The sequence below is a fragment of the Moraxella oblonga NBRC 102422 genome, assembly GCF_001598275.1.
Taxonomy (GTDB): Bacteria; Pseudomonadota; Gammaproteobacteria; order Pseudomonadales; family Moraxellaceae; genus Moraxella; species Moraxella oblonga.
On the sequence record NZ_BCYQ01000014.1, the window covers coordinates 20994 to 46537 of the forward strand.

General features: G+C 41.8%; 25 protein-coding genes. 21 read left to right on the top strand and 4 right to left on the bottom strand.

Annotated features, from left to right (window positions below):
- Positions 1-168: 168 nt before the first annotated feature.
- The 21 genes from nuoC (at position 169) to MOB01S_RS05480 (ending at position 20884) form a co-directional block, all read left to right on the top strand.
- Complete coding sequence (gene nuoC / locus MOB01S_RS05385; RefSeq protein ID WP_084349624.1) at positions 169-1965, top strand: NADH-quinone oxidoreductase subunit C/D; 1797 nt, start codon at positions 169-171, stop codon at positions 1963-1965.
- A 41-nt stretch (positions 1966-2006) separates the two neighbouring features.
- Complete coding sequence (locus MOB01S_RS05390; RefSeq protein ID WP_066802431.1) at positions 2007-2732, top strand: hypothetical protein; 726 nt, start codon at positions 2007-2009, stop codon at positions 2730-2732.
- Positions 2729-3100, top strand: a complete 372-nt coding sequence (locus MOB01S_RS05395; RefSeq protein WP_066802433.1) for a hypothetical protein — start codon at positions 2729-2731, stop codon at positions 3098-3100. Before MOB01S_RS05390 ends, MOB01S_RS05395 begins: the two co-directional genes overlap by 4 nt.
- A 5-nt stretch (positions 3101-3105) precedes the next feature.
- Complete coding sequence (locus tag MOB01S_RS12310) at positions 3106-3255, top strand: hypothetical protein (protein ID WP_157073906.1); 150 nt, start codon at positions 3106-3108, stop codon at positions 3253-3255.
- A gap of 157 nt (positions 3256-3412) precedes the next feature.
- A complete protein-coding gene (locus MOB01S_RS05400) occupies positions 3413-3742 on the top strand; it encodes a hypothetical protein (protein WP_066802435.1) in 330 nt (109 codons plus the stop codon).
- On the top strand, positions 3742-4953 hold the full coding sequence (locus MOB01S_RS05405; RefSeq protein ID WP_066802437.1) for a PilT/PilU family type 4a pilus ATPase: 1212 nt from the start codon (positions 3742-3744) through the stop codon (positions 4951-4953). Before MOB01S_RS05400 ends, MOB01S_RS05405 begins: the two co-directional genes overlap by 1 nt.
- Positions 4954-4956: 3 nt before the next feature.
- Entirely contained in the window at positions 4957-5337 is a 381-nt protein-coding gene (locus MOB01S_RS05410; protein ID WP_066802439.1) for a VOC family protein, read from the top strand.
- A gap of 26 nt (positions 5338-5363) precedes the next feature.
- Positions 5364-5810, top strand: a complete 447-nt coding sequence (locus MOB01S_RS05415) for a GNAT family N-acetyltransferase (protein ID WP_066802441.1) — start codon at positions 5364-5366, stop codon at positions 5808-5810.
- Between the two features lie 5 nt (positions 5811-5815).
- Entirely contained in the window at positions 5816-6829 is a 1014-nt protein-coding gene (locus MOB01S_RS05420) for a PDDEXK nuclease domain-containing protein (RefSeq protein WP_066802443.1), read from the top strand.
- A gap of 2 nt (positions 6830-6831) precedes the next feature.
- Positions 6832-7014 (top strand): hypothetical protein, encoded by a 183-nt coding sequence (locus MOB01S_RS05425; protein ID WP_066802445.1) that lies wholly within the window; start codon positions 6832-6834, stop codon positions 7012-7014.
- A 23-nt stretch (positions 7015-7037) separates the two neighbouring features.
- A complete protein-coding gene (locus tag MOB01S_RS05430; protein WP_066802446.1) occupies positions 7038-8048 on the top strand; it encodes a PDDEXK family nuclease in 1011 nt (336 codons plus the stop codon).
- Positions 8049-8325: 277 nt separating this feature from the next.
- On the top strand, positions 8326-8835 hold the full coding sequence (nuoE, locus tag MOB01S_RS05435) for an NADH-quinone oxidoreductase subunit NuoE (protein ID WP_066802447.1): 510 nt from the start codon (positions 8326-8328) through the stop codon (positions 8833-8835).
- Complete coding sequence (nuoF, locus tag MOB01S_RS05440; RefSeq protein ID WP_066802448.1) at positions 8832-10268, top strand: NADH-quinone oxidoreductase subunit NuoF; 1437 nt, start codon at positions 8832-8834, stop codon at positions 10266-10268. Before nuoE ends, nuoF begins: the two co-directional genes overlap by 4 nt.
- Positions 10268-13315, top strand: a complete 3048-nt coding sequence (gene nuoG / locus MOB01S_RS05445; RefSeq protein WP_066802449.1) for an NADH-quinone oxidoreductase subunit NuoG — start codon at positions 10268-10270, stop codon at positions 13313-13315. The genes nuoF and nuoG overlap by 1 nt, the downstream gene beginning before the upstream one ends.
- Positions 13312-14337 (top strand): NADH-quinone oxidoreductase subunit NuoH, encoded by a 1026-nt coding sequence (gene nuoH, locus MOB01S_RS05450; protein ID WP_084349625.1) that lies wholly within the window; start codon positions 13312-13314, stop codon positions 14335-14337. Before nuoG ends, nuoH begins: the two co-directional genes overlap by 4 nt.
- Position 14338: 1 nt before the next feature.
- Positions 14339-14893, top strand: a complete 555-nt coding sequence (gene nuoI / locus MOB01S_RS05455; protein WP_066802452.1) for an NADH-quinone oxidoreductase subunit NuoI — start codon at positions 14339-14341, stop codon at positions 14891-14893.
- Positions 14890-15477, top strand: a complete 588-nt coding sequence (nuoJ, locus tag MOB01S_RS05460) for an NADH-quinone oxidoreductase subunit J (RefSeq protein WP_066802454.1) — start codon at positions 14890-14892, stop codon at positions 15475-15477. The genes nuoI and nuoJ overlap by 4 nt, the downstream gene beginning before the upstream one ends.
- Positions 15477-15839 carry an NADH-quinone oxidoreductase subunit NuoK gene (gene nuoK / locus MOB01S_RS05465; RefSeq protein ID WP_157073907.1) on the top strand — a complete coding sequence of 121 codons (363 nt, stop codon included), beginning with the start codon at positions 15477-15479 and terminating at the stop codon, positions 15837-15839. Before nuoJ ends, nuoK begins: the two co-directional genes overlap by 1 nt.
- Positions 15836-17689 (top strand): NADH-quinone oxidoreductase subunit L, encoded by a 1854-nt coding sequence (gene nuoL, locus MOB01S_RS05470; RefSeq protein ID WP_066802456.1) that lies wholly within the window; start codon positions 15836-15838, stop codon positions 17687-17689. Before nuoK ends, nuoL begins: the two co-directional genes overlap by 4 nt.
- A 1-nt stretch (position 17690) precedes the next feature.
- Positions 17691-19409: an NADH-quinone oxidoreductase subunit M gene (gene nuoM, locus MOB01S_RS05475; protein WP_066802459.1), complete on the top strand. Its 1719-nt coding sequence runs from the start codon at positions 17691-17693 to the stop codon at positions 19407-19409.
- Positions 19409-20884: an NADH-quinone oxidoreductase subunit N gene (locus tag MOB01S_RS05480; protein WP_066802462.1), complete on the top strand. Its 1476-nt coding sequence runs from the start codon at positions 19409-19411 to the stop codon at positions 20882-20884. Before nuoM ends, MOB01S_RS05480 begins: the two co-directional genes overlap by 1 nt.
- Before the next feature lie 73 nt (positions 20885-20957).
- On the opposite strand, the gene MOB01S_RS05485 is transcribed toward MOB01S_RS05480, so the two are convergent.
- Genes MOB01S_RS05485 through MOB01S_RS05500 form a run of 4 tightly spaced genes read right to left on the bottom strand, consistent with a single transcriptional unit; the run spans position 20958 to position 25537 of the window.
- Positions 20958-21329 carry a DUF6985 domain-containing protein gene (locus tag MOB01S_RS05485; protein WP_066802464.1) on the bottom strand — a complete coding sequence of 124 codons (372 nt, stop codon included), beginning with the start codon at positions 21327-21329 and terminating at the stop codon, positions 20958-20960.
- Between the two features lie 24 nt (positions 21330-21353).
- Positions 21354-21902, bottom strand: coding sequence for an HNH endonuclease signature motif containing protein (locus MOB01S_RS05490; protein ID WP_066802466.1), 549 nt, complete (start codon positions 21900-21902; stop codon positions 21354-21356).
- Positions 21895-24942, bottom strand: coding sequence for an ATP-binding protein (locus MOB01S_RS05495; RefSeq protein WP_066802468.1), 3048 nt, complete (start codon positions 24940-24942; stop codon positions 21895-21897). The genes MOB01S_RS05490 and MOB01S_RS05495 overlap by 8 nt, the downstream gene beginning before the upstream one ends.
- Positions 24943-24952: 10 nt before the next feature.
- Positions 24953-25537 carry a hypothetical protein gene (locus MOB01S_RS05500; protein WP_066802470.1) on the bottom strand — a complete coding sequence of 195 codons (585 nt, stop codon included), beginning with the start codon at positions 25535-25537 and terminating at the stop codon, positions 24953-24955.
- Between the last annotated feature and the right edge of the window lie 7 nt (positions 25538-25544).

Here is a 25544-nt window from a genome sequence, read left to right on the forward strand (position 1 = left end):
ATCACGCACCATTAAAAACCAAAATTAAAACTAAATACAATTTTTAATTTAATCATTTATAAAATGTAAAAAAATGTAAAATTGTATTTAAAACGGTGCGTAATACGCACCTTACACTTCAAACCAATATATTGTAATGGTGTCATAATAACACACCTTTAAAAATTCATTTTAAAATTTGCAAGCAAACCGCAAACACAAACAAAAGTTAAGATTATGAGCATAAACCACATTCACGATTTTGAGATTTTAACCGAACTTAATCAAAAGTTCGCCAATTTAACTGTCCAAGAGACGGCGGACGGCATTCCCACCGTTTGGGTGGATAAAGGGCAGGTGCTTGATGTTTTGCTATATTTACGCAAATTGCCTAAGCCCTTTGTAATGCTGGTGGACTTATCCGCCATTGATGAACGACTGCGTAAACATCGCTATGGACAGCCAGCAAGCGACTTTACGGTGTTTTATCATCTGATGAGCATTGAGCGAAATTCGGACATTCGCATTAAGGTTGCCCTAGCCGAGGGCGAGCATATTCCATCTGCGACCCAAATCTACCCCAATGCCAACTGGTATGAGCGAGAAGTGTGGGATATGTTTGGTGTGGTGTTTGACGGACACCCGCACTTGACACGCATTTTATTACCCAAATACTGGGAAGGACACCCCCTGCGTAAAGAATACCACGCCCGTGCGACCGAGTTTACGCCCTACTTTTTGAACTCTGCCAAACAGCAGTTTGAACAAGAAAACTTACGCTTTGTGCCAGAAGAATGGGGAATGAAACGCTCTGGGCGAGATGAGGACTTTATGTTCCTAAACATCGGACCCAACCACCCGTCTGCTCACGGGGCGTTTCGCTTGGTGTTACAGCTTGATGGCGAGGAGATTGTCGATTGTATTCCTGACATCGGTTATCATCATCGTGGGGCAGAAAAGATGGCAGAACGCCAAACTTGGCATTCATACATTCCCTACACCGACCGCATTGACTATTTGGGTGGGGTGATGAACGAGCTTCCCTATATTATGGCGGTGGAGAAACTCGCTGGTATTAGCGTGCCAGACCGTGCCAATACCATTCGCATTATGATGAGCGAATTGTTTAGAATTACCAATAATCTACTCTACTGGGGAACATTTATCCAAGACGCTGGCGGTATGACCCCTGTGTTTTATATGTTTGCTGACCGTCAAAAGGCGTATGACATCATCGAGGCGGTGACAGGCTATCGTATGCACCCTGCGTGGTTTAGGATTGGTGGAACGGCGATGGATTTGCCAAATGGCTGGGATAGGCTTGTGCGTGAGTTTTTGGACTGGATGCCAAAACGCATTGATGAGTACTTTAAGGCGACAATGACCAACTCGGTGTTAAAGGGGCGTACGCAAGCGGTCGCCCAGTATGACGCCAAACACGCCCTAGCGTGGGGGGTAACAGGGGCGGGACTTCGGGCGACTGGCGTGGAATTTGATTTGCGTAAAGCTCGTCCTTATCTGGGCTATGAAAACTTTGACTTTGAAATCCCTGTCTTTTATAACGGCGATGCCTATGACCGTTGTTTGGTAAAAATTGAAGAAATTCGCCAGTCTCTGCGGATTATTGAGCAGTGTCTAAATAATATGCCATCAGGGGCGTACAAAGCTGAACATCCGCTTGCTGTACCACCACCAAAAGATAGAACTTTAAAAGACATTGAAACCTTGATTAACCACTTTGTCTCCGTGTCGTGGGGACCTGTAATGCCAGCAGGGGAGAGTGCCTGTATGGTAGAGGGTGTCAAAGGGCTAAACAGTTATTATGTGGTGTCGGATAACTCAACGATGAGCTATCGCACGCGTATTCGTACACCGACTTTTGCTCATTTACAGCAAATGCCGTCTGTGATTAATGGAAGTTTGGTATCCGATGCAATTATTTATTTGGCAAGTATTGATATCGTAATGGCGGATTGTGATAGGTAACTATACAGTCAAAAATCATATTTATGCTAAGGAGTTATGTTATGAGTACCAATCAAAAATATACTGTTAGATTGAAAGTTGCTTTTGATGACAAAGTAATAGCTGATAAGGTTACTTATCAGGTGTTTTATCTTAGAAAAAAGAAAACAGCTATTGAAAAATTTGATAGTAACGGTTGTAGCAAAGTTTATGAAACCTATGTTAATGATATTGTTTGGTTTGAAATTTATCTATCTGGAAAACTGATTGATAAAATCTTTGTTACACCAACACTAAATGGAAAATATAATGATAATATTTATAAAATAAAAACAAAGCAACCACTAAAAATTCCAGTTAATAACTCAAAGTTGCGAACCGTTTCTTTTTGTGAGGCATTGGACTTATTTATTAAAAATCCTAGCGTTTGGACTGTCGATAATCCGCCAGATTTATACACAAGAGAAATAGGTCAAGAACAGGATTATATACGTAGCCTTGGTATTAATATTAATACTAATGATGGAGTGGATTTGCAGTATTTTCTTATTCAACATAGATATAGAAGAACGGTAGATGGTTTTACTGGATTTTTGGCTTGGGGAGGTTTAAATGCTTATCTTATATTTTTTAGTGGTGTATCTGCAATAAATGGCAAGACTGGTTTTGCTGGTTACTGGCAAGATGTGCGTAATGATTTTAAGGGTAATACTGCTGGATTTGCGGCTGGCGGCATAACATTAGGCTTGTACACCAAGATGTATTGTGGCACAGTGGGTCGCTTATGAAAGATTTAGATAATAATAGCTCAAAAATAAATTTTAGTGTTGTTTTTGTTGGTGTGATTTTGATTAGTTTTGTGGGGATTGTTGTCTATAATTCAATTTTTAGAACAAATCAAATACTTGACCAAGTGGTTATTGACTTGGCTACCACAAAACAAGCCTTAGGCGAGCCAAGTCCTTATTATTTTGTTAAGAGTGATTGTGATAAATTGCAATTTATCACTTGTCAAGAAATGGATAGTCAAGATGTTGAGGTTATTTATTTTTGGACTAAGGGTTTGGATATGAATATTGTGGTAGGTTTTGATAAAGCGGATAAGTTAAAATTTAAGAAAATTGTTATCAATGAGCAGTTAAGTCTTAAAGAATGAAATGTATGACAAATAACACCAAACAAAAACAAACCGCCCATTCATTGCCTTGTTGCCATAACCCAAAGGCAACAATGAAACAAATTTTTAAAACTATCCAAATTTATTTGCCAAAAGATGATAAATTTGACCGTAAATTCGCCAACAGTCGTTGAATGAAAATTGGTAAAAATTAATTGGTAAAAAGTAAGGTGCGTACCACGCACCCCTAAAAACCCAAAATTAAAAATCAATTTAATTTTGTTTTTAATTTAAATTTATCAAAAAACGGTGCGTCATACGCACCTTGCCATTAAAAGATTGGAGCATAAAATGCAATTAACAACCATTAAGCAAAATGATGGTATTTTTATCCCTTTGCCAAAAGATATGATGGCAAATGTGGAGAATATTGTTTCTAATTTTGATGATAACACCAAGCAAATCCAAATTATATTTTATTCAAAGCAAGAAAATGACATCAATTCACAAATTCAAGACGAAGTAAAATTATTATCAGGTAGTTTAAAGCCTTATATTGGTACAGATAATGAGGTGCTAAGTGATGATGAAAAAGCCTTTTTACAAGCGATATTAGACGATGATAATCGGATTAAAACCGAATATGATTTAACATTCACTCAATTAAAGAGATTTAAATAATGAGTACCCATCACATTTCCGAAGAAACCTTAGTAAACTTTGCCCAAGAAACCCTAAATGAGGCAAAGACCATAATGTACAATATGCTGACCAAAGTCGTTGAGATTGGAGCGTCTGACCTGTTTATTACCGCAGACTTTCCCCCAAGTGTCAAACATCAGGGCTTGATGAAACCTTTGGGTAAGCAGGTTTTGAGTGCCGAACGCACCAAAATTTTTGCATACAGCATTATGAACGAATATCAGCGAGATGAATTTGAAAAAGAGATGGAGTGTAACTTTGCCATCAATGTCCCCAATGTCTCTCGTTTTCGTGTCAATGTTTTTATCCAACAGCAAAATGTGGGTATGGTGATTCGTACCATTGCCGCTGAAATTCCCAATTTTGAAAAGTTAAAACTGCCTATCAAGCTAAAAGATGTCATTATGGAAAAACGAGGGCTTGTTTTGGTGGTGGGCGGTACTGGCTCTGGTAAATCCACAAGTTTGGCTGCGATGATTGACTATCGCAACGAAAACAGTGCAGGGCATATCATCACGGTGGAAGACCCTGTGGAATATGTCCATAAACACAAAAAATCAATGATTACCCACCGTGAAGTGGGGGTGGATACCCACTCTTGGCACCACGCTCTAAAAAACACGCTAAGACAAGCCCCTGATGTGATTTTGATTGGTGAGATTCGTGATACCGAGACGATGGAGCACGCCATTGCCTTTGCCGAGACGGGGCATTTGTGTCTTGGCACACTGCACGCCAACAACGCCAACCAAACGCTTGACCGTATCATCAACTTTTTCCCAGAAGAGAGACGAAATCAGCTACTGATGGACTTATCTAGCAATATGAAAGCCATCATTTCTCAAAGACTTATCCGCACCGAAGATGGTAAGGGTCGTAGGGCGGCGGTGGAAATCATGCTTAATACTCGCTTGGTGGCTGATTTGATTTTAAAGGGTGAAATGCACGAGTTAAAGGCAATCATGACCAAATCTCGTGAAGTGGGTATGCAAACTTTTGACCAGGCCTTGTTTGACTTGTATAACGAGGGGGCGATTAGCTACGATGAGGCGATTAAAAATGCCGACAGTGCCAACGAACTTCGCTTGCAAATCAAACTTAAAGGTACTCGCAAGCCCGGTGATGATGGTCCTGTGGGGGGAGGTTTGTCGTTGGAGCCTGAAAAAGCAGAAGAAGAGAAAAAGGAATGATGAATGAATATCACCGCCCTTGACCATTTGGTTTTGACCGTTGCTGATATTGCCAAAACGATTGATTTTTATGTAAATATTTTGGGAATGCAAGAAATTAGCTTTGGCGAGGGTCGCAAAGCCCTACAATTTGGCTCACAAAAAATCAATCTGCACCAAAAGGGACAAGAGATTAAACCCAATGCCACCAATGCCGACTGCGGTACGGCGGATTTGTGTCTTTTGACCGATACACCGCTTGATGAAGTGATGAAGTTTTTGCAATCAAAAAATATCGCCATCATTGACGGCATTGTGCCACGCACAGGGGCAGTGGGCAAAATCCACTCTATTTATATCAATGACCCTGATGGTAATTTGATTGAGATTAGTTGTTATGTTTAGATGGTTTTAAGAAGTTGGGATAAAAAATGCAAATCCGTTTTATGAGTGAAAATGACATTCCCCAAACTTTTGAATTGATGAAAGCATTGGCGATTTTTGAAGAATATATTGACAGTTTTGCCATTACTCCTGATATTGTCAAACAAAGGGCGATTGATAATCAGGACTTTTATTGTCTGGTGGCAGACGATAATGGGGTCATTGCAGGAATGCTGGTTTATTATTTTTTGCCTTATACCGCTCAAAACCGTCCCAATATTTATATGAAAGAATTATATGTCAAAGAGGATTATAGAAATCAAAAAGTGGGCGAAAAACTAATGCTTGAATTAAAGAAACAAGCCAAAGAAAATGATTGTTCTGCCATTAAATGGACAGTCGCTCCTTGGAATGAAAGGGGAATGAAATTTTATGAACGACTTGGGGCAAAACAAAATAATGATTGGGTGAATTATGAAATGGCGGTGGAATAAGTTGAATGTCTGATTTAAATTTGCCCTTATTAAATCAAATCAGCGATGTGATTGAACAAAGTCGCCTAATGACAAAACAGGCGGTGAATACAGCAATGGTTGCTTGTTATTGGCAAATTGGACAAATTATTGTAGAATTTGAACAAAATGGCAATGCTCGTGCCGAATATGGCAAGGCTCAATTACAAACTTTATCGGTGCAATTAACTAAACGGTTTGGGCGTGGCTTTGAAGCGACAAATTTACGCCGTATGCGGTTGTTTTATATCACTTTTCCAAATCAGGCGACACTGTCGCCTAAATTGAGTTGGTCGCATTATGTTGCCCTAATTCGTGTGGAAAATACAGATGCTCGCCTTTGGTATATGAATGAAGCCATTAGCCAAAATTGGAGCGTGCGAGCCTTAGAGCGACAAATTAGTGTGTTGTATTATGAACGGCTACTGGCAAGTCAAATTAAGGGGCAAAATAACCAAAGTGTGATTGATGAAGCCAATCATAAAATCCTAGAAAATCAAGACAGCATTCATCATTATTTAAGAGATCCTTATATTTTGGATTTTTTAAATCTAAACAGTGAAAGTTATCAAGAAAGTGATATAGAACAGGCGATTATTAGCGACATTCAAAAGTTTTTATTAGAACTTGGCAAAGGTTTTGCTTTTGTAGAACGGCAAAAACGCATTAGTTTTGATGATGAAGAGTTTTATATTGATTTGGTGTTTTATAATTTTAAATTAAAATGCTTTTTGCTCATTGATTTAAAACTGGGTAAATTAAAACATCAAGACATTGGGCAAATGGATACTTATGTTCGTCTATTTGATAGCCAGTATAAAGGCAATGATGATAATCCTACCATTGGCTTGGTATTGTGTAGCGAAAAAAGTGAAGCGGTGGTAAAATATTCCATATTGGCGGAGCAAAAACAGTTATTTTCCGCCAAATATTTACCTTATTTGCCAACGGAAAATGAATTAAAGAAATTATTAACTCAAAGTTACTTAAATAAGGATTAACAATGAACACCATTTTACCTAGTTTTGAAGACATTACTGAATTAAACGAATATTTAACCCCATTTCCAAATATTGATACGATTTTTGTAGAACATCAATCTTGGTTAAAAGACCATTTTTTGCCGTTAATTTCTATTGATTTGGGAATGCTTAATCGTAAGGTGTGTATTACGCACCAGTGTTGACATTTTTAAATTAGGGGTTTCATATGGGTATCTATGCAGTTGATGTTAATCGTCAAAATATTAAGCCTTTAATTAAACGAGAGTTTAAAAAAATTGGCATCAAAGAAAAAGACATTCAAGATGTTGTAAAAAATAACCCAGATATTTTGGGTGAACCTTTATTTGTAATTGGCGAAGAACTTAATTTGTGTCAAGAAACCCAAAAGCACTTAGATGTATTGGCAATAGATAAAGAAGGGAAAATTGTTGTTATTGAATTTAAACGAGATACCGATGGTTTTCATATGGATTTGCAAGCCATTCGTTATGCGTCTATGGCAAGATTATTAACCATTGAAAAACTCATTGAATATCGCAGTGAATTTATTCAGCAAGAAAAAGACCAAGCTGAGCAAGAATTGATTGAATTTTTGGGAAAAGAATATCTTGATAAGATAGAAGTTAATAATGCTAATGTTCGTATTATGCTGGTTAATCAAGATTTTTCGCCAGAAATTACAAATTGCGTCATATGGTTAAATGAACAAGGTTTGGACATTCAATGTGTCAAAATTGAACCTTATGAATTTAATGGACAAACATTATGGGATATTGATACCATTATTCCTGTAAAAGAAGTCCAAGAATACCAAATGACATTAAGAGAAAAACAACAATCAGACCAAGAAACTAAACGCCAAAGTAATAAAGATTTTAGTAAATATCAATTTAATGGCGATGAATTTGGTAAAGGGCGTTTGGTTTTGGAAGTGGTGACTCATTATTGTAAAAATAATAATGTTATTGATATTGCTGATTTGCAAAATAAATTTCCATCAACTTTGCAACCAAGATTTGATGTTGTAACGTTGTTGTCGGAATTAAAAAATAATCCAAGTTTAATGATGAGATATTTTAGAAATGACAATCAAATTATTGCTTTAAATAATGGCGATAAAGTGGTTGTTTGTAACCAATGGGGTGTGGGTAATATTGATAATTTTATTAACCGTGCAAAAGAGTTGGGTTATGTGATTGAAAAAGTTGGAAAGTGAACAAGTTTGGGTTTGGGATAAATAAGGGTGTGTGTTACGCACCTTACGCCCAAATCAAAACAAAAAACAAAACTCAATCTTGATAACATCATAAGCAACCCAACACCCCACAAATCCGCCCAAAAATCGTGTATAATACGCACCGCAAAAGTGGTTTGCCAATTTAAGTAAATTTGAGAATGATTATTAAGAGTAGCGTTTACTTACATTGATAAATCAAAAAATAGCCAGTCCGCCCCACCAAGCAGGGCAATAGACTAGCAAGCAAGGTAACTTTATGAAAATCGTAACCGACAAAACCCCCAAAGTCGCCATTGAGACGATTTTAACGCCTGACGAAATAGACGGCATTCATCATCACATTCATCATTATCCACAGGCTCGGGCGGCGGTGCTTGATGCCTTAAAGCTCGTCCAAAAACGCAACGGCTGGGTCAATGATGAACAAGTCGCCGCCATTGCCTATATGCTCAACATTCCGATTGCTGATGTAGAGGGCGTGGCAACCTTTTTTAACCGCATTTATCGCCAAAAAGTCGGTCGCCATATCATTTTGATTTGTGATAGCATTGCCTGTTATTTAAACGGCTATGAAGAGTTAGCCGATGCCTTCAAAAAAGAGCTTGGCATTGACTATGGGCAAACCACGCCTGATGGACGATTTACGCTTTTGCCGATTTGCTGTTTGGGCAACTGTGATAAGGGGGCAAGCGTGCTGATAGATGAGGACACTTATGGTCCTGTACTGCCAAGTGAAGTTGCTTATTTATTGGAGCAATATCAATGATTTATAATGAAATAACCAACAAAGCGGACTTAAAAAGCCAGATACAGGCTCGCCTTAGTGGACTTGCCCCAAGCCAGCTAAACCGCCAAAAAACACCCATTTGGGGCGTGGGACTGGCAGAAGGACAAGCCCCCACCAGTCTCACCCACCCCTTAACTTGGCGGTTATACCACCACGATGCGGTGTTAAATTTAGCCGATTATGAAAAACTGGACGGCTTTAAGGGCTTAAAAAACGCCCTAGCCAAAACCCCAAAAGAAGTGGGTGAGATGATAAAGACCGCCAATGTGCGTGGGCGAGGCGGTGCTGGCTTTAACGCAGGGTTAAAATGGACCTTTATGACCCCACCTGATGGCGGTGTTCGCTATCTGATTTGTAATGCCGATGAGATGGAGCCGGGTACTTTTAAAGACCGCCTTTTGATGGAGCGTTTGCCGTTTCAGTTGATTGAAGGTATGCTCATCTCTGCTTATGCCATTGGGGCAAGTGTTGGGTATATTTTTATCCGTGGCGAGTATATTTTGGCTGCCGAGCGTTTGCAAAAGGCGGTGGACGAGTGTATCGCAAATAACCTTTTGGGTGAGAACATTCTTGGCACGGATTTTAAATTTGAGCTACACATTCACACAGGGGCAGGGCGATATATTTGTGGCGAAGAGACGGCACTGATTAACTGCTTAGAAGGCAGACGAGCCAATCCACGCACCAAACCACCATTTCCGCAAGTCTCTGGGGCGTGGGGTCGCCCAACGGTGGTTAATAATGTAGAAACACTCAATAATATGTCCGCCATTTTGTTAAATGGGGTAGAGTGGTATCTTGACCTTGCTAAGATTAAGGGTAAGAGCGAGACCCCCGGTACTAAGATTATGGGGTGTAGTGGTCGTGTCAAGGACGCAGGTCTTTGGGAGCTACCTTTTGGTTATACCGCACGAGAGATTATAGAATTGGCAGGCGGTATGCAAGATGGCTTGAAATTAAAAGCGTGGCTACCCGGGGGAGCAAGTACCGACTTTTTGACCGCAAGCGATGAACACCTTGACCTTGTGATGGACTTTGACCCGATTATGAAAGCAGGCTCACGGCTTGGCACTTGTTTGATGATGGTGGTGGACGAAACCCAAGATATGGTAAGTCTGTCGCACAATCTACAAAAATTCTTTCAGCGTGAAAGCTGTGGCTGGTGTACGCCCTGCCGTGATGGTCTGCCGTGGGGGGTTAAAATCTTAGATAGCCTTGATAAGGGGCAGGGGCAGGCAGGCGATATTGAAAAACTAAGCGAGCTTACCAAAGATTTATGGCTTGGCAAAACCTTTTGTGCTCACGCCCCAGGGGCGATGGAGCCGTTGATGTCGGCACTTAGATATTTTCGTCCAGAATTTGAAGCAAAATTGATTGAAGCTAAAATCACTAACGAACAGGAGCGTGCATAATGGCGGTCATTCATATAGACGGCAAAAGCTATGAAGTGGACGGCACGGACAATCTGTTATCGGCGTGTTTGTCTTTGGGCATTGATGTGCCTTATTTTTGTTATCACCCAGCTTTGGGGTCGGTGGGGTCGTGCCGTCAATGTGCGGTCAAGCAGTTTAATAACGAAGAAGATATGAAAGCTGGGCGTGGTCGCCTTGTGATGAGCTGTATGGTCGCCCCTACCAACGATATGTACATTTCGGTGGACGATACGGAGGCTAAGGAATTTCGCAAAAGAATTGTGGAATACTTGATGACCAACCACCCCCACGATTGCCCCACTTGTGAAGAGGGCGGTCATTGTCATTTGCAAGATATGACTTATATGTCAGGACATCGTCAAAGACGCTACCGCTTTACCAAACGCACCCACCACAACCAAGACTTAGGGGCGTTTATCAATCACGAAATGAACCGCTGTATTGCCTGTTATCGCTGTGTACGCTTTTATAAGGATTATGCAGGTGGGACGGATTTTGGCGTGTATGCGTCCAATAACCGTGTCTATTTTGGGCGAGAAGAGAGCGGTCAATTTGAAAGCGAATTTAGCGGTAACTTAACCGAAGTCTGCCCCACAGGGGTCTTTACCGACAAAACCCACTCTGACCGCTACAACCGTAAATGGGATATGCAGTACGCCCCTTCTATCTGTCAAGGGTGTAGTACAGGGTGCAGTATTTCGGCAGGGGAACGCTACGGTGAATTACGCCGTATTGAAAACCGCTATAATCCTGATGTCAATGGTTATTTCCTATGTGATAAAGGGCGGTTTGGTTATGGCTATGTTAATCGTGCCGACCGACCCTTACAACCGTTGGAAAATGTGAATGGCAAGGCGATTAACCTAAATGCTGATGTTGCCCTTGATAAGGCGGTGGCAATTTTAAAGGGTAAAAAAGTGATTGGCATTGGCTCACCAATGGCAAGTTTGGAGAGTAATTTTGCCCTAAAACAACTGGTTGGGAGCGATTATTATAGCACAGGGCAAACGGCTCACAGTGCCAAATTGGTGGGTGAAGCCCTAGCACTCATTCGCCATCAAGCGGTGGATAATCTTTCCATCGGTCAAATTGAAAGTGCCGACTGTGTGTTTGTGCTTGGTGAAGACATTACCCAAACGGCAAGCCGTGTCGCCCTTGCCGTTCGCCAAGCCAGCAAGAACAAAGCCAAATCAATGGCAACGGCTCTACGCACCGAGCATTGGCTGGCTGAACCTGTCAAACGCATTGGGCAGGAGGCGTACAGCCCCATTTATGTCGCTTCGGTGTGCGATACCAAACTGTCCGACATTGCCAAAGTACCTGTGGTGGCGGATATTAACGACCTTGCACGGCTTGGCTTTATGGTGGGGCAAATGATTGCCAAGTCGCCAGAGAATTTGGCACAATTAAACGAACATTATGCTAAGTTTATCAAGAACTTAGAAGATAGTAATGCACAAGATGACGAAACGATGATGAGCCAATTGGCAGGGCAAATTGCCTATGATTTGCTGGTGGCAAATCGTCCGCTTGTGGTGTCTGGTACTTCTTTGTCGTCGGTGTGTTTGGTGCAAGCAACAGGCTATATTTGCCAAAACTTGACCGCCAAACGCCAAGCCATTTATGCTAATGAACTTGCCAAAGTCAATGCCCACAATGCTCGTCTTGATGAACTTGCCAAGACTTTGGGCGAGGGCGAAGAATTAAAAGAAAAACCCTTAACTGCCAATACCAACTACCTTAGCAAAACAGGCGTTTACCTAACTTTGCCAGAGGTCAACAGCGTTGGTGTGGCAATGCTTGGTGGCAAGTCCTTAGAAGAGAGTTTGGCAAGCGATTATGAAGTTGCCATCGTGCTTGAAAATGACCTATCCGCCTTGTCTGATGGGGCATTGGCGACACTTTTAAACAAAGAAGTCATCGTCCTTGACCATCAACACTATGATTGGCACGACAAAGCAAGCCTTGTGTTGTCGGTTGGGGCATTTAGCGAGTCCGATGGCACGGTGGTGTCGGCAGAAGGGCGAGCAGGGCGATTCTTTGCAGCCTATGACAAAAAGTATTATTTGCCTACTTCTGACATTAAGGATTCTTGGCGATGGCTTGGGGCGATGGCAAATGAGCTGGACGGCATTCCCCATTTTGCCCACCTTGATGAAGTGATTGATGAGCTTGTCGCTGCTTATCCAGAGTTGGCACTGATTAAGGAAGTTGCCCCAAATTCTGATTATCGCATCACAGGGCTAAAAATCGCCCGTGAGCCACGCCGTTATTCTGGGCGTACTTCATTGCGTGCCAAACTCTCCATTCACGAACCAATGCAGCCCAAAGATAGGGATAGTGCCTTGACCTTTTCAATGGAGGGCTATGTTGGCGACAAAACACCAAGCTCCGCCACGCCTTTTGCGTGGTCGGCAGGCTGGAACTCACCGCAAGCGTGGAATAAATTCCAAGAGACTTTGGGTGGTAAGTTAAAGGGCGGTGATGTTGGCATTCGTTTGTTTGACCATTTACCACGCCTAAATCATTCTTATGGCTTTGTGGCGATGGGCAAGGCGTTGGGGTCAAGTTTATCCGAAAATCGTGCCAAACTGGTGCCAATCTTTAACCTGTTTTCATCAAATGCCCTAATTTCATCAAGTCCTGTCGTGGCAAGTCAAATCAAACAAGCCAGTTGGACGATTGGCGATGAGGATGCCAAAGCGTGGGGGCTAAAAGAGGGCGATTTGTTGGAAATTAGCCAAAACGATAAGGCGGTGATTTTGCCAGTTTGCCTAACCGACTACTTGGCGGACGGTTGTATTGGCTATCCTGCTGGACAAGTGTTGTTTGTGCCGTATTTGCCAGCCAGCGTTAAAAAGGTAGAATCTGGCGAGATTTTTGAGCCTGTTTATCAAAGAAGGGTCAAGGCGATAGAGGGGCAAGTAATGGACAGCATTAGCCTAACCAATACAGGCGGACTTGTACACACCTTTAACAATCAAAGCCAGCAAACAAGCAAACCAGCGGTGGGGGTATCACGATGATTAGAATTATTCCAGATGTGCCGTCTTTTTTGGCAAATTTGCTTTCTTTTGAGGCGTGGTCTTTCTTGTTTTTGGCGGTGCAGGCGGTGGTGATTTTTTTGGGCTTGGTCATCACAGCAGCCTTGATGATACCGTACGAAAGACGAATGCTTGGTCTATGGCAAGACCGCTACGGCCCAAACCGTGTCGGCTGGCAAGGCTCACTACAACTGGTTGCCGATATGCTCAAAATCTTTTTTAAAGAAGATTGGACGCCCAAATTTGCCGACAAATTTATGTTTACCCTAGCCCCAGCGATTGCGATGTTTACCGCCCTTGCAAGTTTTGCCATCATTCCACTTAGCCCAAGTTTGGGAGCAAGCGATTGGAATGTGGGTTTGCTGTTTTTCTTTGCAATGGCAGGTCTTGCGGTCTATGCGGTGATGTTTGGTGGTTGGGCTTCTGCCAACAAGTTTTCGCTTTTGGGTGGACTGCGTTCATCGGCACAGACCATTAGCTATGAAGTGTTTTTGGGTTTATCCTTAATGGGCGTTGTGGCACAGGCAGGCTCATTTAACCTAAGAGACATTGTAGAAGCCCAAACGACTCTTTGGAATGTCGTGCCACAGTTTTTTGGCTTTTTATGTTTTGTGGTGGCAGGGGTGGCGGTTACGCACAGACACCCCTTTGACCAGCCAGAAGCCGAGCAAGAGCTTGCCGAAGGCTACCACGTGGAATACTCTGGTATGAAATTTGGTATGTTCTTTATTGGCGAGTATGTCAATGTCGTGGTGATTAGTGCCTTGATGACGACCTTGTTTTTTGGGGGCTGGCTTGCTCCGTTTAACCTAACTTCGCCACACTTTTTTTGGTTTGCTATTAAGACCTTGTTTTTTATGACTTTATTTGTCTTGGCAAGGGGGTCTTTGATGCGTCCTAGATACGACCAAGTGATGAATTTTGGTTGGAAAATTTGTTTGCCTGTTACGCTTGTAAATCTTTTGCTAACGGCATTTGTCATTTTATTAACACAAGGAGCGTAAGATGATAACAGCTCTAAAAAATACAGCAGTTGGCTTGGCTAGTATCGTCCGCTCAATGTGGATGGTAAACACCCACGCCACACGAAAAAGAGACACGATACTTTATCCAGAAGTACCTGCAAGTGAGATTGTACCGCCCAGATTTCGTGGGCGGATTGTCCTAACACGAGACCCAGATGGCGATGAACGCTGTGTGGCGTGCAACCTATGTGCGGTAGCTTGTCCTGTGGGCTGTATCAGCTTACAAAAGGCGGAGCGAGAAGATGGGCGTTGGTATCCACAATTTTTCCAAATCAACTTTTCTCGTTGTGTGTTTTGTGGAATGTGCGAAGAGGCGTGTCCAACCACCGCCATTCAACTAACCCCTGATTTTGAGCTTGGCGAATATAACCGCCAAAATCTTTTGTACGAAAAAGAGCATTTGCTCATCAGTGGCACTGGCAAATATCCAGACTATAATTATTACCGTGTAACAGGTATGGCAACAGACGGCAAGCCCAAAGGCTCGCACGAGTCTGAAAGCACGCCTATTGATGTACGGAGTTTGTTGCCGTGATTGATTTATTAAACAAAGTGTTGGGCAATGGCGATGCGGTCGGCTTTTATGTGCTGGGTTTGGTGGCGATTTTTGCCAGCCTTAGAACGGTTACGCACGCAAATCCTGTTCACGCCATTTTGTCCTTGATCGTCTCGCTGTTGGCGGTGGCGGGGATTTTCTTTATCTTAGGAGCTCCTTTTGCAGGAATGCTAGAAATGATTGTCTATGCAGGGGCGATTTTGGTCTTGTTTGTGTTTGTGATTATGATGTTAAACTTAGGTCAAGACACCAGCCAAGAAAAGGCGTGGTTATCAGCCTCTGCGTGGGCAACGCCTGTATGCCTAACCCTCATCATTGGGGCGGTAATGGTCGGTCTGCTTATTCCCACAGGCGAGTTTGGTCAGACGGTGTATTTGCAAGACACCGGTGTATCTGCCAAAGAGGTGGGTATTGCCTTGTTTGGTCAATATGTGCTGATTGTAGAGATGGCGGCATTTTTGCTTTTGGGGGCGTTGGTGGCAGCCTATCACTTGGGTAAAAAAGCCCTTGATGATGAAAATGAAAGCCACACCCAAGAGTTAGCAGAAGAAGGGGGTGTGTGATGAGTGCTGGATTAAATGCTCCTTTTGCTCACGAAGTGGTACAAACGGCAAGCTCTTTGGGCGTGCCAGCTCATCACGGACTTATCCTTGCAGGGATTTTGTTTGTCATTGGTTTGATGGGTGTGATGGCACGAAAAAATGTGCTGTTTATGCTGATGAGCTTAGAAATTATGATGAACTCCGCCGCCCTTGCCTTTGTGGTGGGGGGTAATATTTGGGGGTCGCCTGATGGTCAAGTGATGTTTATTTTGACCTTGACTTTGGCGGCAGCAGAGGCGGCGATTGGGCTTGCCATTTTGCTCCAATTTTATCATCGCTTTAAAAATCTTGATGTTCATAATGCCAATGAGCTAAGGGGATAACAATGCTTTTTATGACAATTTTATTTCCCTTGATTGGCTTTTTGATTTTGGCAATTTTAAGGGACAAACTTTCACAAAAATTGGCAACCGTCGTGGGCGTAGGCTCGCTGGGTTTGTCGTTTTTGTCGGCACTGATAAGCGGTCTAAGTTTTTTGCAAAGCGGACAAAAGTCCTTGACCCAACATCTTTGGACTTGGATTAGCGTGGGCGACTTTAAGTCGGATTTTGCCTTGTATTTGGACGGCTTGTCTTTGACGATGATGCTTATCATTACAGGTGTGGGCTTTTTGATACATCTATTTGCTAGTTGGTATATGGACGGCGAGGCTCATTTTAACCGCTTTTTTAGCTATTTAAATTTGTTTGTTGCCAGTATGCTGATTTTGGTGCTTGCCAACAACCTGCTTTTGATGTATCTTGGCTGGGAAGGCGTGGGCATTTGTTCGTATCTTTTGATTGGCTATTATTATGACAATCGTGCCAACGGGCGGGCAGCGATGAAAGCCTTTACGGTAACTCGTGTGGGCGATGTGTTTTTGGCGATTGGGCTGTTTGTGCTGTTTGTGGTGTTTGGTACGCTGGATATGAGTGCCATTAACACCCGTGTGGGCGACACCTTTGCTGTCAATGACCCTTTGCTAATGCTGGCGGTGTTTATGCTCATTGGTGGGGCGTTTGGTAAATCGGCTCAAATTCCTTTGCATACTTGGCTTGCCGATGCGATGGCAGGTCCTACCCCTGTTTCGGCACTCATTCACGCTGCGACAATGGTAACGGCAGGCGTGTATTTGATTGCCCGTATGCACCCTTTGTTTGTGCTAACGCCTGATGTACTTTTGTACACGGTTGGCGGTGTGGGGGCGTTGTCAATGCTGGTGGCTTCTTTTTGTGCAATGGCACAGACTGACATTAAGCGTATTTTGGCATATTCTACAATGAGCCAGCTTGGAATGATGTTTATGGCGTTGGGCGTTGGAGCGTGGCAGGTGGCGATTTTCCATTTGATGACGCACGCTTTCTTTAAAGCCTTGTTGTTCCTAGCCAGTGGGGCGGTGATTGTCTCAATGCACCACGAACAAAACATCTTTAAGATGGGCGGACTTCGTAAACGCATTCCCTTGGTGTTTTGGTCGTTTGTGGTCGGTGGTGGGGCACTCGTAGCCTTGCCATTTATCACGGTCGGTTTTTATTCCAAAGAGGCCATCATTTGGGAGACTTATGCCACAGGCAATTTTGGGCTCTTTTGGGCAGGCGTGTTTGGGGCGTTTTTGACGGCTGTTTACACCTTTCGTATGATTTGGATTACCTTTTTTGGACAAGAAAATCATCACGCTGGCAAACTTAGCGGTATGAGCTATGCTTTGCCGTTGGCGGTCTTGCTGATTCTTTCAACAGGCATTGGGGCACTCATTCACCCACCGCTTGCCGATGTCTTGCCTGCAAGTGTGGGCAGTAGCCTTCACGAGGGTAAGCACACCGCTGAAATCATTGCGGTGGGGGCGACAGCGTTTGGTTTGCTTGTCGGTTGGTTCTTGTTCGCTTTAAATAAAGGTCAAATGTTGGGCAAATTTAAACAAACAAGCCTAGGCGGTGCGGTGTATTATTGGTGCTATAATGGCTTGGGCTTTGATGCTTTGTATGATTTGGTGTTTGTTAAGCCGTTTTTGGCAATTTGTCAATTTATCAAAAATGACCCTGTGGATAAGATTTGGGGCATTTTGCCAGCCCTTGCCAGCGTAGGCAATCGTCTTTTGACCAAAACACAAACTGGGCTACTATCAAGCCACGCAATCAGTTTTGGGCTAGGGCTTGGTGTGATTTTAGTATTGGCGATGATGATGGTGAAATGACATGACAGAACAAAATTGGCTTTTGCCGACATTGATTGCCATTCCTTTTATGGCGGGATTTTTATGTTGGCTGATTGAAAAAGTAAGTGATAAATTACCACGCTGGATAGCGTTATTTGCCATGCTGATTACATTTGGTATCAGCGTGGTGTTGTGGCAACAAGGCGATTTTACTCAGCTTATTGCCACAGATGGCATGGCAGACAAAGAAAACTTGCCATGGTTGGCACAGTTTGTCGTGCCTTGGATTGGTTCGTTGGGTATTAACTTTCATCTGGCGATGGACGGCTTGTCTTTACTCATGATTGCTTTGACTGCCTTTTTGGGAGTGATGGCGGTCGGCTGTTCGTGGGGTGAGATTCGTCATCGTGTTGGCTTTTTTCATCTCAATCTTCTATGGAGCTTGGGTGGGGTCATCGGCGTCTTTTTGGCGATAGACTTGTTCTTGTTCTTTTTCTTTTGGGAACTCATGCTACTCCCCATTTTCTTTTTGATTGCTTTGTGGGGGCATAACGCCACCAGTGGCAAAACCAAAGAATATGCCGCCAAGAAATTTTTTATTTATACCCAAGCCTCTGGGCTTATCATGCTCATTGGTATTTTGATGCTCGTCATCATTCATTTTAGCCAAACAGGTGTATTAAGTTTTGCTTATCATGACCTTTTGGGGCTTAATTTGGGTAAATACGAATATGCCATCATGCTCCTGTTCTTTATTGGCTTTGCAGTCAAATTGCCTGTCTTTCCTTTGCACGGCTGGCTACCTGATGCCCACGCCCAAGCACCAACGGCAGGTTCGGTGGATTTGGCAGGGATTTTGATTAAGACCGCCGCCTTTGGCTTGTTGCGTTTTGTCATTCCGCTCTTTCCAACAGCGTCAGCAGAGTTTGCACCGATTGCCATTATTTTGGGTTTGATTGGGGTGTTTTATGGGGCGTTTTTGGCATTTGCCCAAACTGACATCAAACGGCTGCTTGCTTATACTTCCATTTCTCATATGGGCTTTGTGCTGCTTGCCATTTATGCAGGCAACATTGTCTCGTTACAGGGGTTGATGGTACAGATGTTGGCACATGGGTTGTCCTCAGCAGGGTTATTTATCATGGCAGGGCAGGTTTATGAACGCCTACATACTCGTGATATGACCCTAATGGGCGGAATGTGGGGGCAGTTTAGATACCTTGCACCGCTTTTGATGTTCTTTTGTTCGGCACTCTTGGGTATTCCGGGGACTGGTAACTTCATCGGTGAGTTTTTGATTTTGATGGGGTCGTTTAAGCAGTATCCTGTGATTGTCGTGCTGATTACGGTAAGTCTTGTGTTTGGGGGATTGTATTCGCTGATTTTGATTCATCGAGTGCTTTTTGGTGAAAACACCGCCCCACAGCTTGCTAAAGCCAATGGCGGTCATCTTAAAGATTTGGGTAAACGTGAAATCAGTCTTTTGGTGGTGTTGGTGGGTGGCTTAGTGTGGCTTGGTTTGTATCCCACGCCTGTACTTCATGCCTCAAATAATGCCATGAGTTGGATTTCGCAAGCCTATGCACATCACGTCAAAGAAGGTCAAACACGTTATGGTATTCGTCTGATTGAGGGTAATATGGCAGATTATCAACATGCCAAACACCATGCACACGATCATCACCACGAACATCATGGACACAATCATCATGACCATGACCAAGCAACCTTTTCTCATACATCAGCAGGGGGACAATAATGCACGGTATTGAAAATTTGTTATCCTTTGCCCCCATGATGGTGGTGGCATTGACGGTATTGGTAGTTATGCTTGCCATTGCCTTTAAGCGTTCACATTTTTGGTCGGCAACTTTGTCAGTGGTTGGTTTAAATACTGCTTTTATCATATTGCTGGTGCAGGCATTTGGCGTTTGGGAAGTTGTACCACTTAAAAACACGCTATTTGCCATTGATGGTTTTGCTCATTTTAATATGGGTGTGATACTCATTTCATCTTTGGCTTGCTGTACATTGGCTTATGGGTACTTTGAAACTTTAAAAGACCATAAAGAAGAGCTATATTTGCTTATGCTTATTAGCACGCTTGGTGCAATGATGATGACATCATCAGTGCATTTAGCATCATTTTTTATGTCGCTTGAACTGTTATCTGTGCCGATGTATGGTATGCTTGCCTATACTTTTTTGCGAGCCCGTTCGCTAGAAGCTGGTCTAAAATACTTAATATTGTCTGCCGCCGCTTCTGCCACATTACTTTTGGGCATGGCATTTATTTATGCAAGTTTGGGCACACTTGACTTTGCAAGTATTGCCAAAGCAATCCTTGAACGCCAAACTGTTTTACCACTCATGATTGTAGGTGGTGTCATGATGTTGATGGCAATCGCTTTTAAACTGTCAGTAGCTCCTTTTCATTCATGGGTTTCTGATGTTTATGAGGGTTCACCTACTCCCATTTCTGCATTTTTGGCCAGTGTGAGTAAGGTGGCGATGATGGCTTTGGCAGTACGTTTTTTTGCAATGAGTGCCATACCAGTCATGCCGTCTGTGGAGAAGACTCTTGTGGTTATGGTGGTATTGTCAATTGTGTTTGGTAATGTGCTGGCTATTCATCAAAACAACTTAAAACGCTTGTTTGCCTACTCATCAGTTGCTCACATGGGTTATGTGCTGGTGGCATTGGTTGGTTTGGGTGAGGGCAGTGCTGGTATTATCAGTATGTATATGGCAATTTATGCGCTAACTTCGGTGGGGGCGTTTGGTGTGATTGCTCTGATGTCAAGCCCTTATCGTGAGCGTGGGCATACTTCTGTGAGTGGTGAGGCAGATGATTTGCGTTTTTATCAGGGGCTATTTTGGCATCGCCCTGTACTGACAGCGGTGCTGACCGTCATGTTGTTGTCAATGGCTGGCATTCCTGCTACTGCTGGATTTATCACCAAGTTTACTGTGATTTTTGGTGCGGTACAGGGTATGAGGTTTTATCTGGCAGGGCTGATGATTGCAGGTTCGGCAATTGGATTATATTATTATCTAAAAGTCTTGGTAGCTCTTTACCAAAAGCCCAAAGCACACCTAGAATTTGATGCTAATCCACATTGGGGTATCAAAGCAGGGGGCGTGATGGTGCTGTTTGTCACCGCCATTGTCATCGTGCTGGGTATTTTGCCAAGTCCGCTGTTGGAGCTGGCTGGGTTTGTGATGTTGAAGTGAGTTAAAACAAGCACTCAATTTGGGTGCTTGTTTTTTTGGATTGCCAAGGAGTTGTTTTAATGGATTTGTATTGTTATAAAAAATCATCTTGTGTGATGACAAGTTGTTTTGGCGATAAGATAATGGCAATCCCATGTTCAATATCCCAAGAACAATCACATAATAGTGCAAACTCACCATCGCGATTAAAATATAAAGTTTTTGCTTTAACATCATAATTATCAATCTGATTTTGGGTTACAAAATCCGATAGTAGCTCATTGGCTTTATTTTCGTACCTATTTTGATGATTAATAAAATCTTCATAGGCATTCATTTGCTCGACACTGACTTGCTCGTCATCATAAGCATTAAAAACCAATTCAATATTAACTTTTTTATTTTCAAAAGTTAGATTGATTGGCTTTCTCCAGCCGTAATCAAAAATCAAATTATCGATATTCATATATTCCTCCAGTTTGGGTGCTACTTAACTTTGTTTTTTGGCTTCTGAAATTCCGCCAGCATGAGGGACATTGTTGTGAATTTCTTTTGGTACTAACTGCATTGTTTTGCAGTCTTTACATTCGTGCCAAGTGCAATTATTTTCTTTTCTCCACTCTGCAATGTCTCGACTTGTCCAAGTTTTGCCATCTTTACCTTCATCTGTCCATTGCTTGGCAAGTTCTTTGTCTGCTTGAGGGAAATTTTTGGTACGGTCTGGGGTAAAATTATCAATCTGGACTTCCGCCACTTTAATATCATCAAAATTGGGTTCGCCATCATTGAATTCAATACCTTCTATTTGATATTCTTTTAAAATATCACCCCATGTTTTGTCATTGGGATTGTCTTTTTTTGGTATTTCATCTTTGTTTGGAAACCAAACCGAATTACCTTTTTCTCCGCTCCATGTGCCACTGCGTGGCAAAAAAGAACTAATGGTATTGTCAAATCTACTTGAATTATCGAAAATATTTTTGCCAATATCATTGACAATTTTGGATAATTCTATGGATTGAGCAAATTTCTCAATCATTAAATACTCCTTTTTTGATTTGGTGTTTTAGATGAGCATGAACCTTTTCAAAAATACTTTGTTCATCAAATATATAGTGAGATAAAATATCTTTACAATCCACATTCTGTTGATTGCTGATATATTGTTCAATGGTATTCTTAATAGTTAATGCCTCTAATAATTTATCAATCACACATTCTGAAAATGGTTTTTGCATTTGATTAAAGGCATTTAATAATGCTAATTTCTCTTTGATAGCAATATTGCTATTTAAAACACCTACTTGAACAATGTTTCTATTATAGTCTGAATGACCCAGTATAAATTTTGCTAACTCAGTATTTTGCCTTTTCTGTATATCATTTACATCTTTAATGTAGTGATATTTATTGCCAATTATATCAAAATGCGACACTTTACACAAAATAGGCTCTAACCAATCATTTTGATAAATGACAGCCACACCTTGCGGTAATTTGGCAATTTCAGGTAATTGCTCATCTGTTAGTCCTGATGCTTTACCAATTAATCTACCATCAGTTTCATCAGGTAAACGCATGATTATTTTGGTATTAGTATTGCGAATGGCGGAAATGTCCACCGCATTTGGCGATTGGTCAGCAATAATAAACCCTTCGCCAAAAGTTCGCATTTCAGCAATCGCATTGCTTAACAATTCTACCGATTTACTTGCGATATTAGAACCATGCTCACTATGAGTAGTATGATTTTTTAATAGATTATGTGCTTCCTCTAAAACTGTGATATGCTTAAGTGGCGTATTCATTTGAACTGCATTCACCATACGGTACTCATTTAAACGCAATACCAAAATGCCCATAATCAAAGATTTGGTTTCTTGCGAACCGACACGACTTAAATCAACAATCACATTTTCATCAAATAAAATGTTATCATCAATTTCATCAGCACTAAATAATTGCTTATTTAAACCTGTTGTTAATGACGCAACACGAGTAATTAATGCACCTTTATAATTACTCTTAATTTCAGAAGAATAATTTGATTTTTCAATTTCACTTTCCAAGCATTGCAATAAATCAATAAAACTTGGAAATAAATTGTTGTCGTAATAATTGATAGAATTATCCAAATCCCAACCGCTTAATTCATAAGCCTTTAATAGTGCTTGTTTGAGCATGGCTGGCATTGCATCATACATCGACCAGCACATACTAAAAATTTCAATCAAACGGTCAATGTGTTCGAGTACATGAATTGGATTGTGACCTGTACTTGGGAATTTAAATGGGTTGATTTTTAATAAATCACTCATATTTGGATTGGTGCTAAATACTTTAACATCGGAACGATTACCAAAGATATGTTTATATTCACCTTTGGCAGGCTCAATAATTAAAAATTTAATCTCTTGCTTATTGAGTTCATTTAATAAATGATAAACCGTGTTACTCTTACCAGAACCTGTTGCTCCTGTGATAAATAAATGCCCTGATAATTTATCAACATCAAGCGTTACTTTTTGTGGTAAATCTGTCCACAGATGACGGATTTGACCGAGTGTGAGTGTGCGACTAGGATTATCATTGTGCAAATTGGTGCTTTGAATCTGCCGACCAAATGGAGTAGCTTCCACCACCGTTACGGTAGAAGTGGAATGGCGTGGCAGAGCCAGTTGTAATGCCATTTCTTTACCAGAAACTAGGGTGGCGGGGGTAATGTCGCCCAAATTCAATTGATTTAATTCATTGGCAGAGAAGTGTGGGTGAGCAAAGTTTTCAAGCCATTCAAAAATAGGTTTTGATGAATGACTATCCCAAGTATTCGTAGCGGTATTTTCTATGTAGGATTCTTGACCACGAGTGTTGCCCGCAAACATACTTGCCAAACTTTGAGTAACATAGCTGTCTTTGGCGATAAAATAACTGGCTGTTCGCCAGCCCCCATAGCTTCTGGCATTATTTAGGCGTGTTAAGTGTACATCGATTTGGGTGAGTAATTCATTGACAGCTCTGTTTTGTATGTCTATGCCAAGTGTGCCTGATTGACTGCTTGATGTGCCTGTGCTATAACCTGTGGTGTCGGTTTTGCCATCTGTCTTGCCTGCTGAGCTAGAACTGCTCATGCCTTCGCTGGTGCTAATAGTCTCACTGGTACCTGTTGATGTGCTTTGGTTTGTACCATAGGAATAACTTACACCTCCACCACCTATTGATGTCATACCGCCAATATAAGCTCCGCCTGTATGTGAACTACCTTTTGTGTCGGTATGGGATACACCTTTACTGTTGGAAGTGGATTTGTTTGTGCCTGTGGTTTCGGTCTGGGTAAAGCTCTCATTGACGCTGTGGCTGATATTAACCCCCACATTTTGTCCCAATGTTTCATTATAGGATAGGGTTTGTTTGGCAAGGGGAGACAATGCTGTCGCCATAGATTCATAGCGACTTTTAAGATAATTAAGCTCATCGGTGGATACAGGCTCTGCCAAAATCAGGGCTTGATATTCGTGTTGCTCAGCTGAGTCAATAAACTTTTCTAGCCCTTGCACAAAATGCTCTCGCTCATCAACTGCCAATGATGATACTGATGATAAACTACTGACACAGCGAGATTGCCAATGTTCTGCTGACAGGGGCGATAAAATTTCTTGTTCATCAAGCTCATCACTTAATATTTGTTGATAATCACTGCCTGCAAAATGTCCATTTAGGCTCGCTTCTAGTAATTTGCCAGCTTCATTGCCGTTTTTGGCTTTAACCCCCAAATAAATATCAGTTAAGCCCCCTTTGCTATCCAAATACAAAAACACACTTGCTCCAAAACTGCCCAGCGTTTGATACAGAGCGGTTAGGCTTTCGGTCATTGATTGTTTGTTGTGCAGAGCCACTCGCCCCAACCGATATAGGCGAATGTCTGTATTTTGATTGATTTTTTGTTCATCATGAATGGGTATGATGTTGTATTGGTTGATATTGGTTAAATAAGACTTATTTAACCAATCACTGCCCACATTGATGTTATAATCTAAAAACTCATTAAAATTATCCAGCGTTATGACGGCATTTTTTGTCATAATATTCCCCTTACCATAAAGCAAACAAGGCAAGTAATGCCATTCCTACAACAATACAAACGGCAGTTTTGGGATTTTCCTTTGCCCACTGACCGGTATTTTTGCCGATGTTTTGTATTTGTTCAAAGGTATGCTCAATAAAGGATTTTTCAAAACCTTTTGATTGATGTTCTCTTTGATTGACCACCACCTGCTCAACTTGGTCTGTATTTTTGGGTTGATTGCCTGTTAATTTGTGTTTGACATGAGCCAAATGAATGATTCTTTCAAGGGAAAAATTCAGTGTCAGATAACTTTTATGAGTTAAAAAATAATCTTCGTCCCATAAACTTTCATCAATCTCAAAATCTTTGTGTAGCTTTGAAATTTCAAATTGTTTAAAAATATCAGCATTGACTTGTTGGGCGTATAAGGATTTAATCACCAATTCCTCAAAGCTGACATTGGGATTTTGCAAATCCAATCTCAATAGTGCTTGTACCATACCAGAGTTGCCGTCATTTAAGGCTTCCACTAGGCGTTCGTCTGGATTGTTGGCGTATTCGGCAATTTTTTGTTCATATGCCTGTTGCAATTCATGGGTGTTGGTGCTCATAAAAATT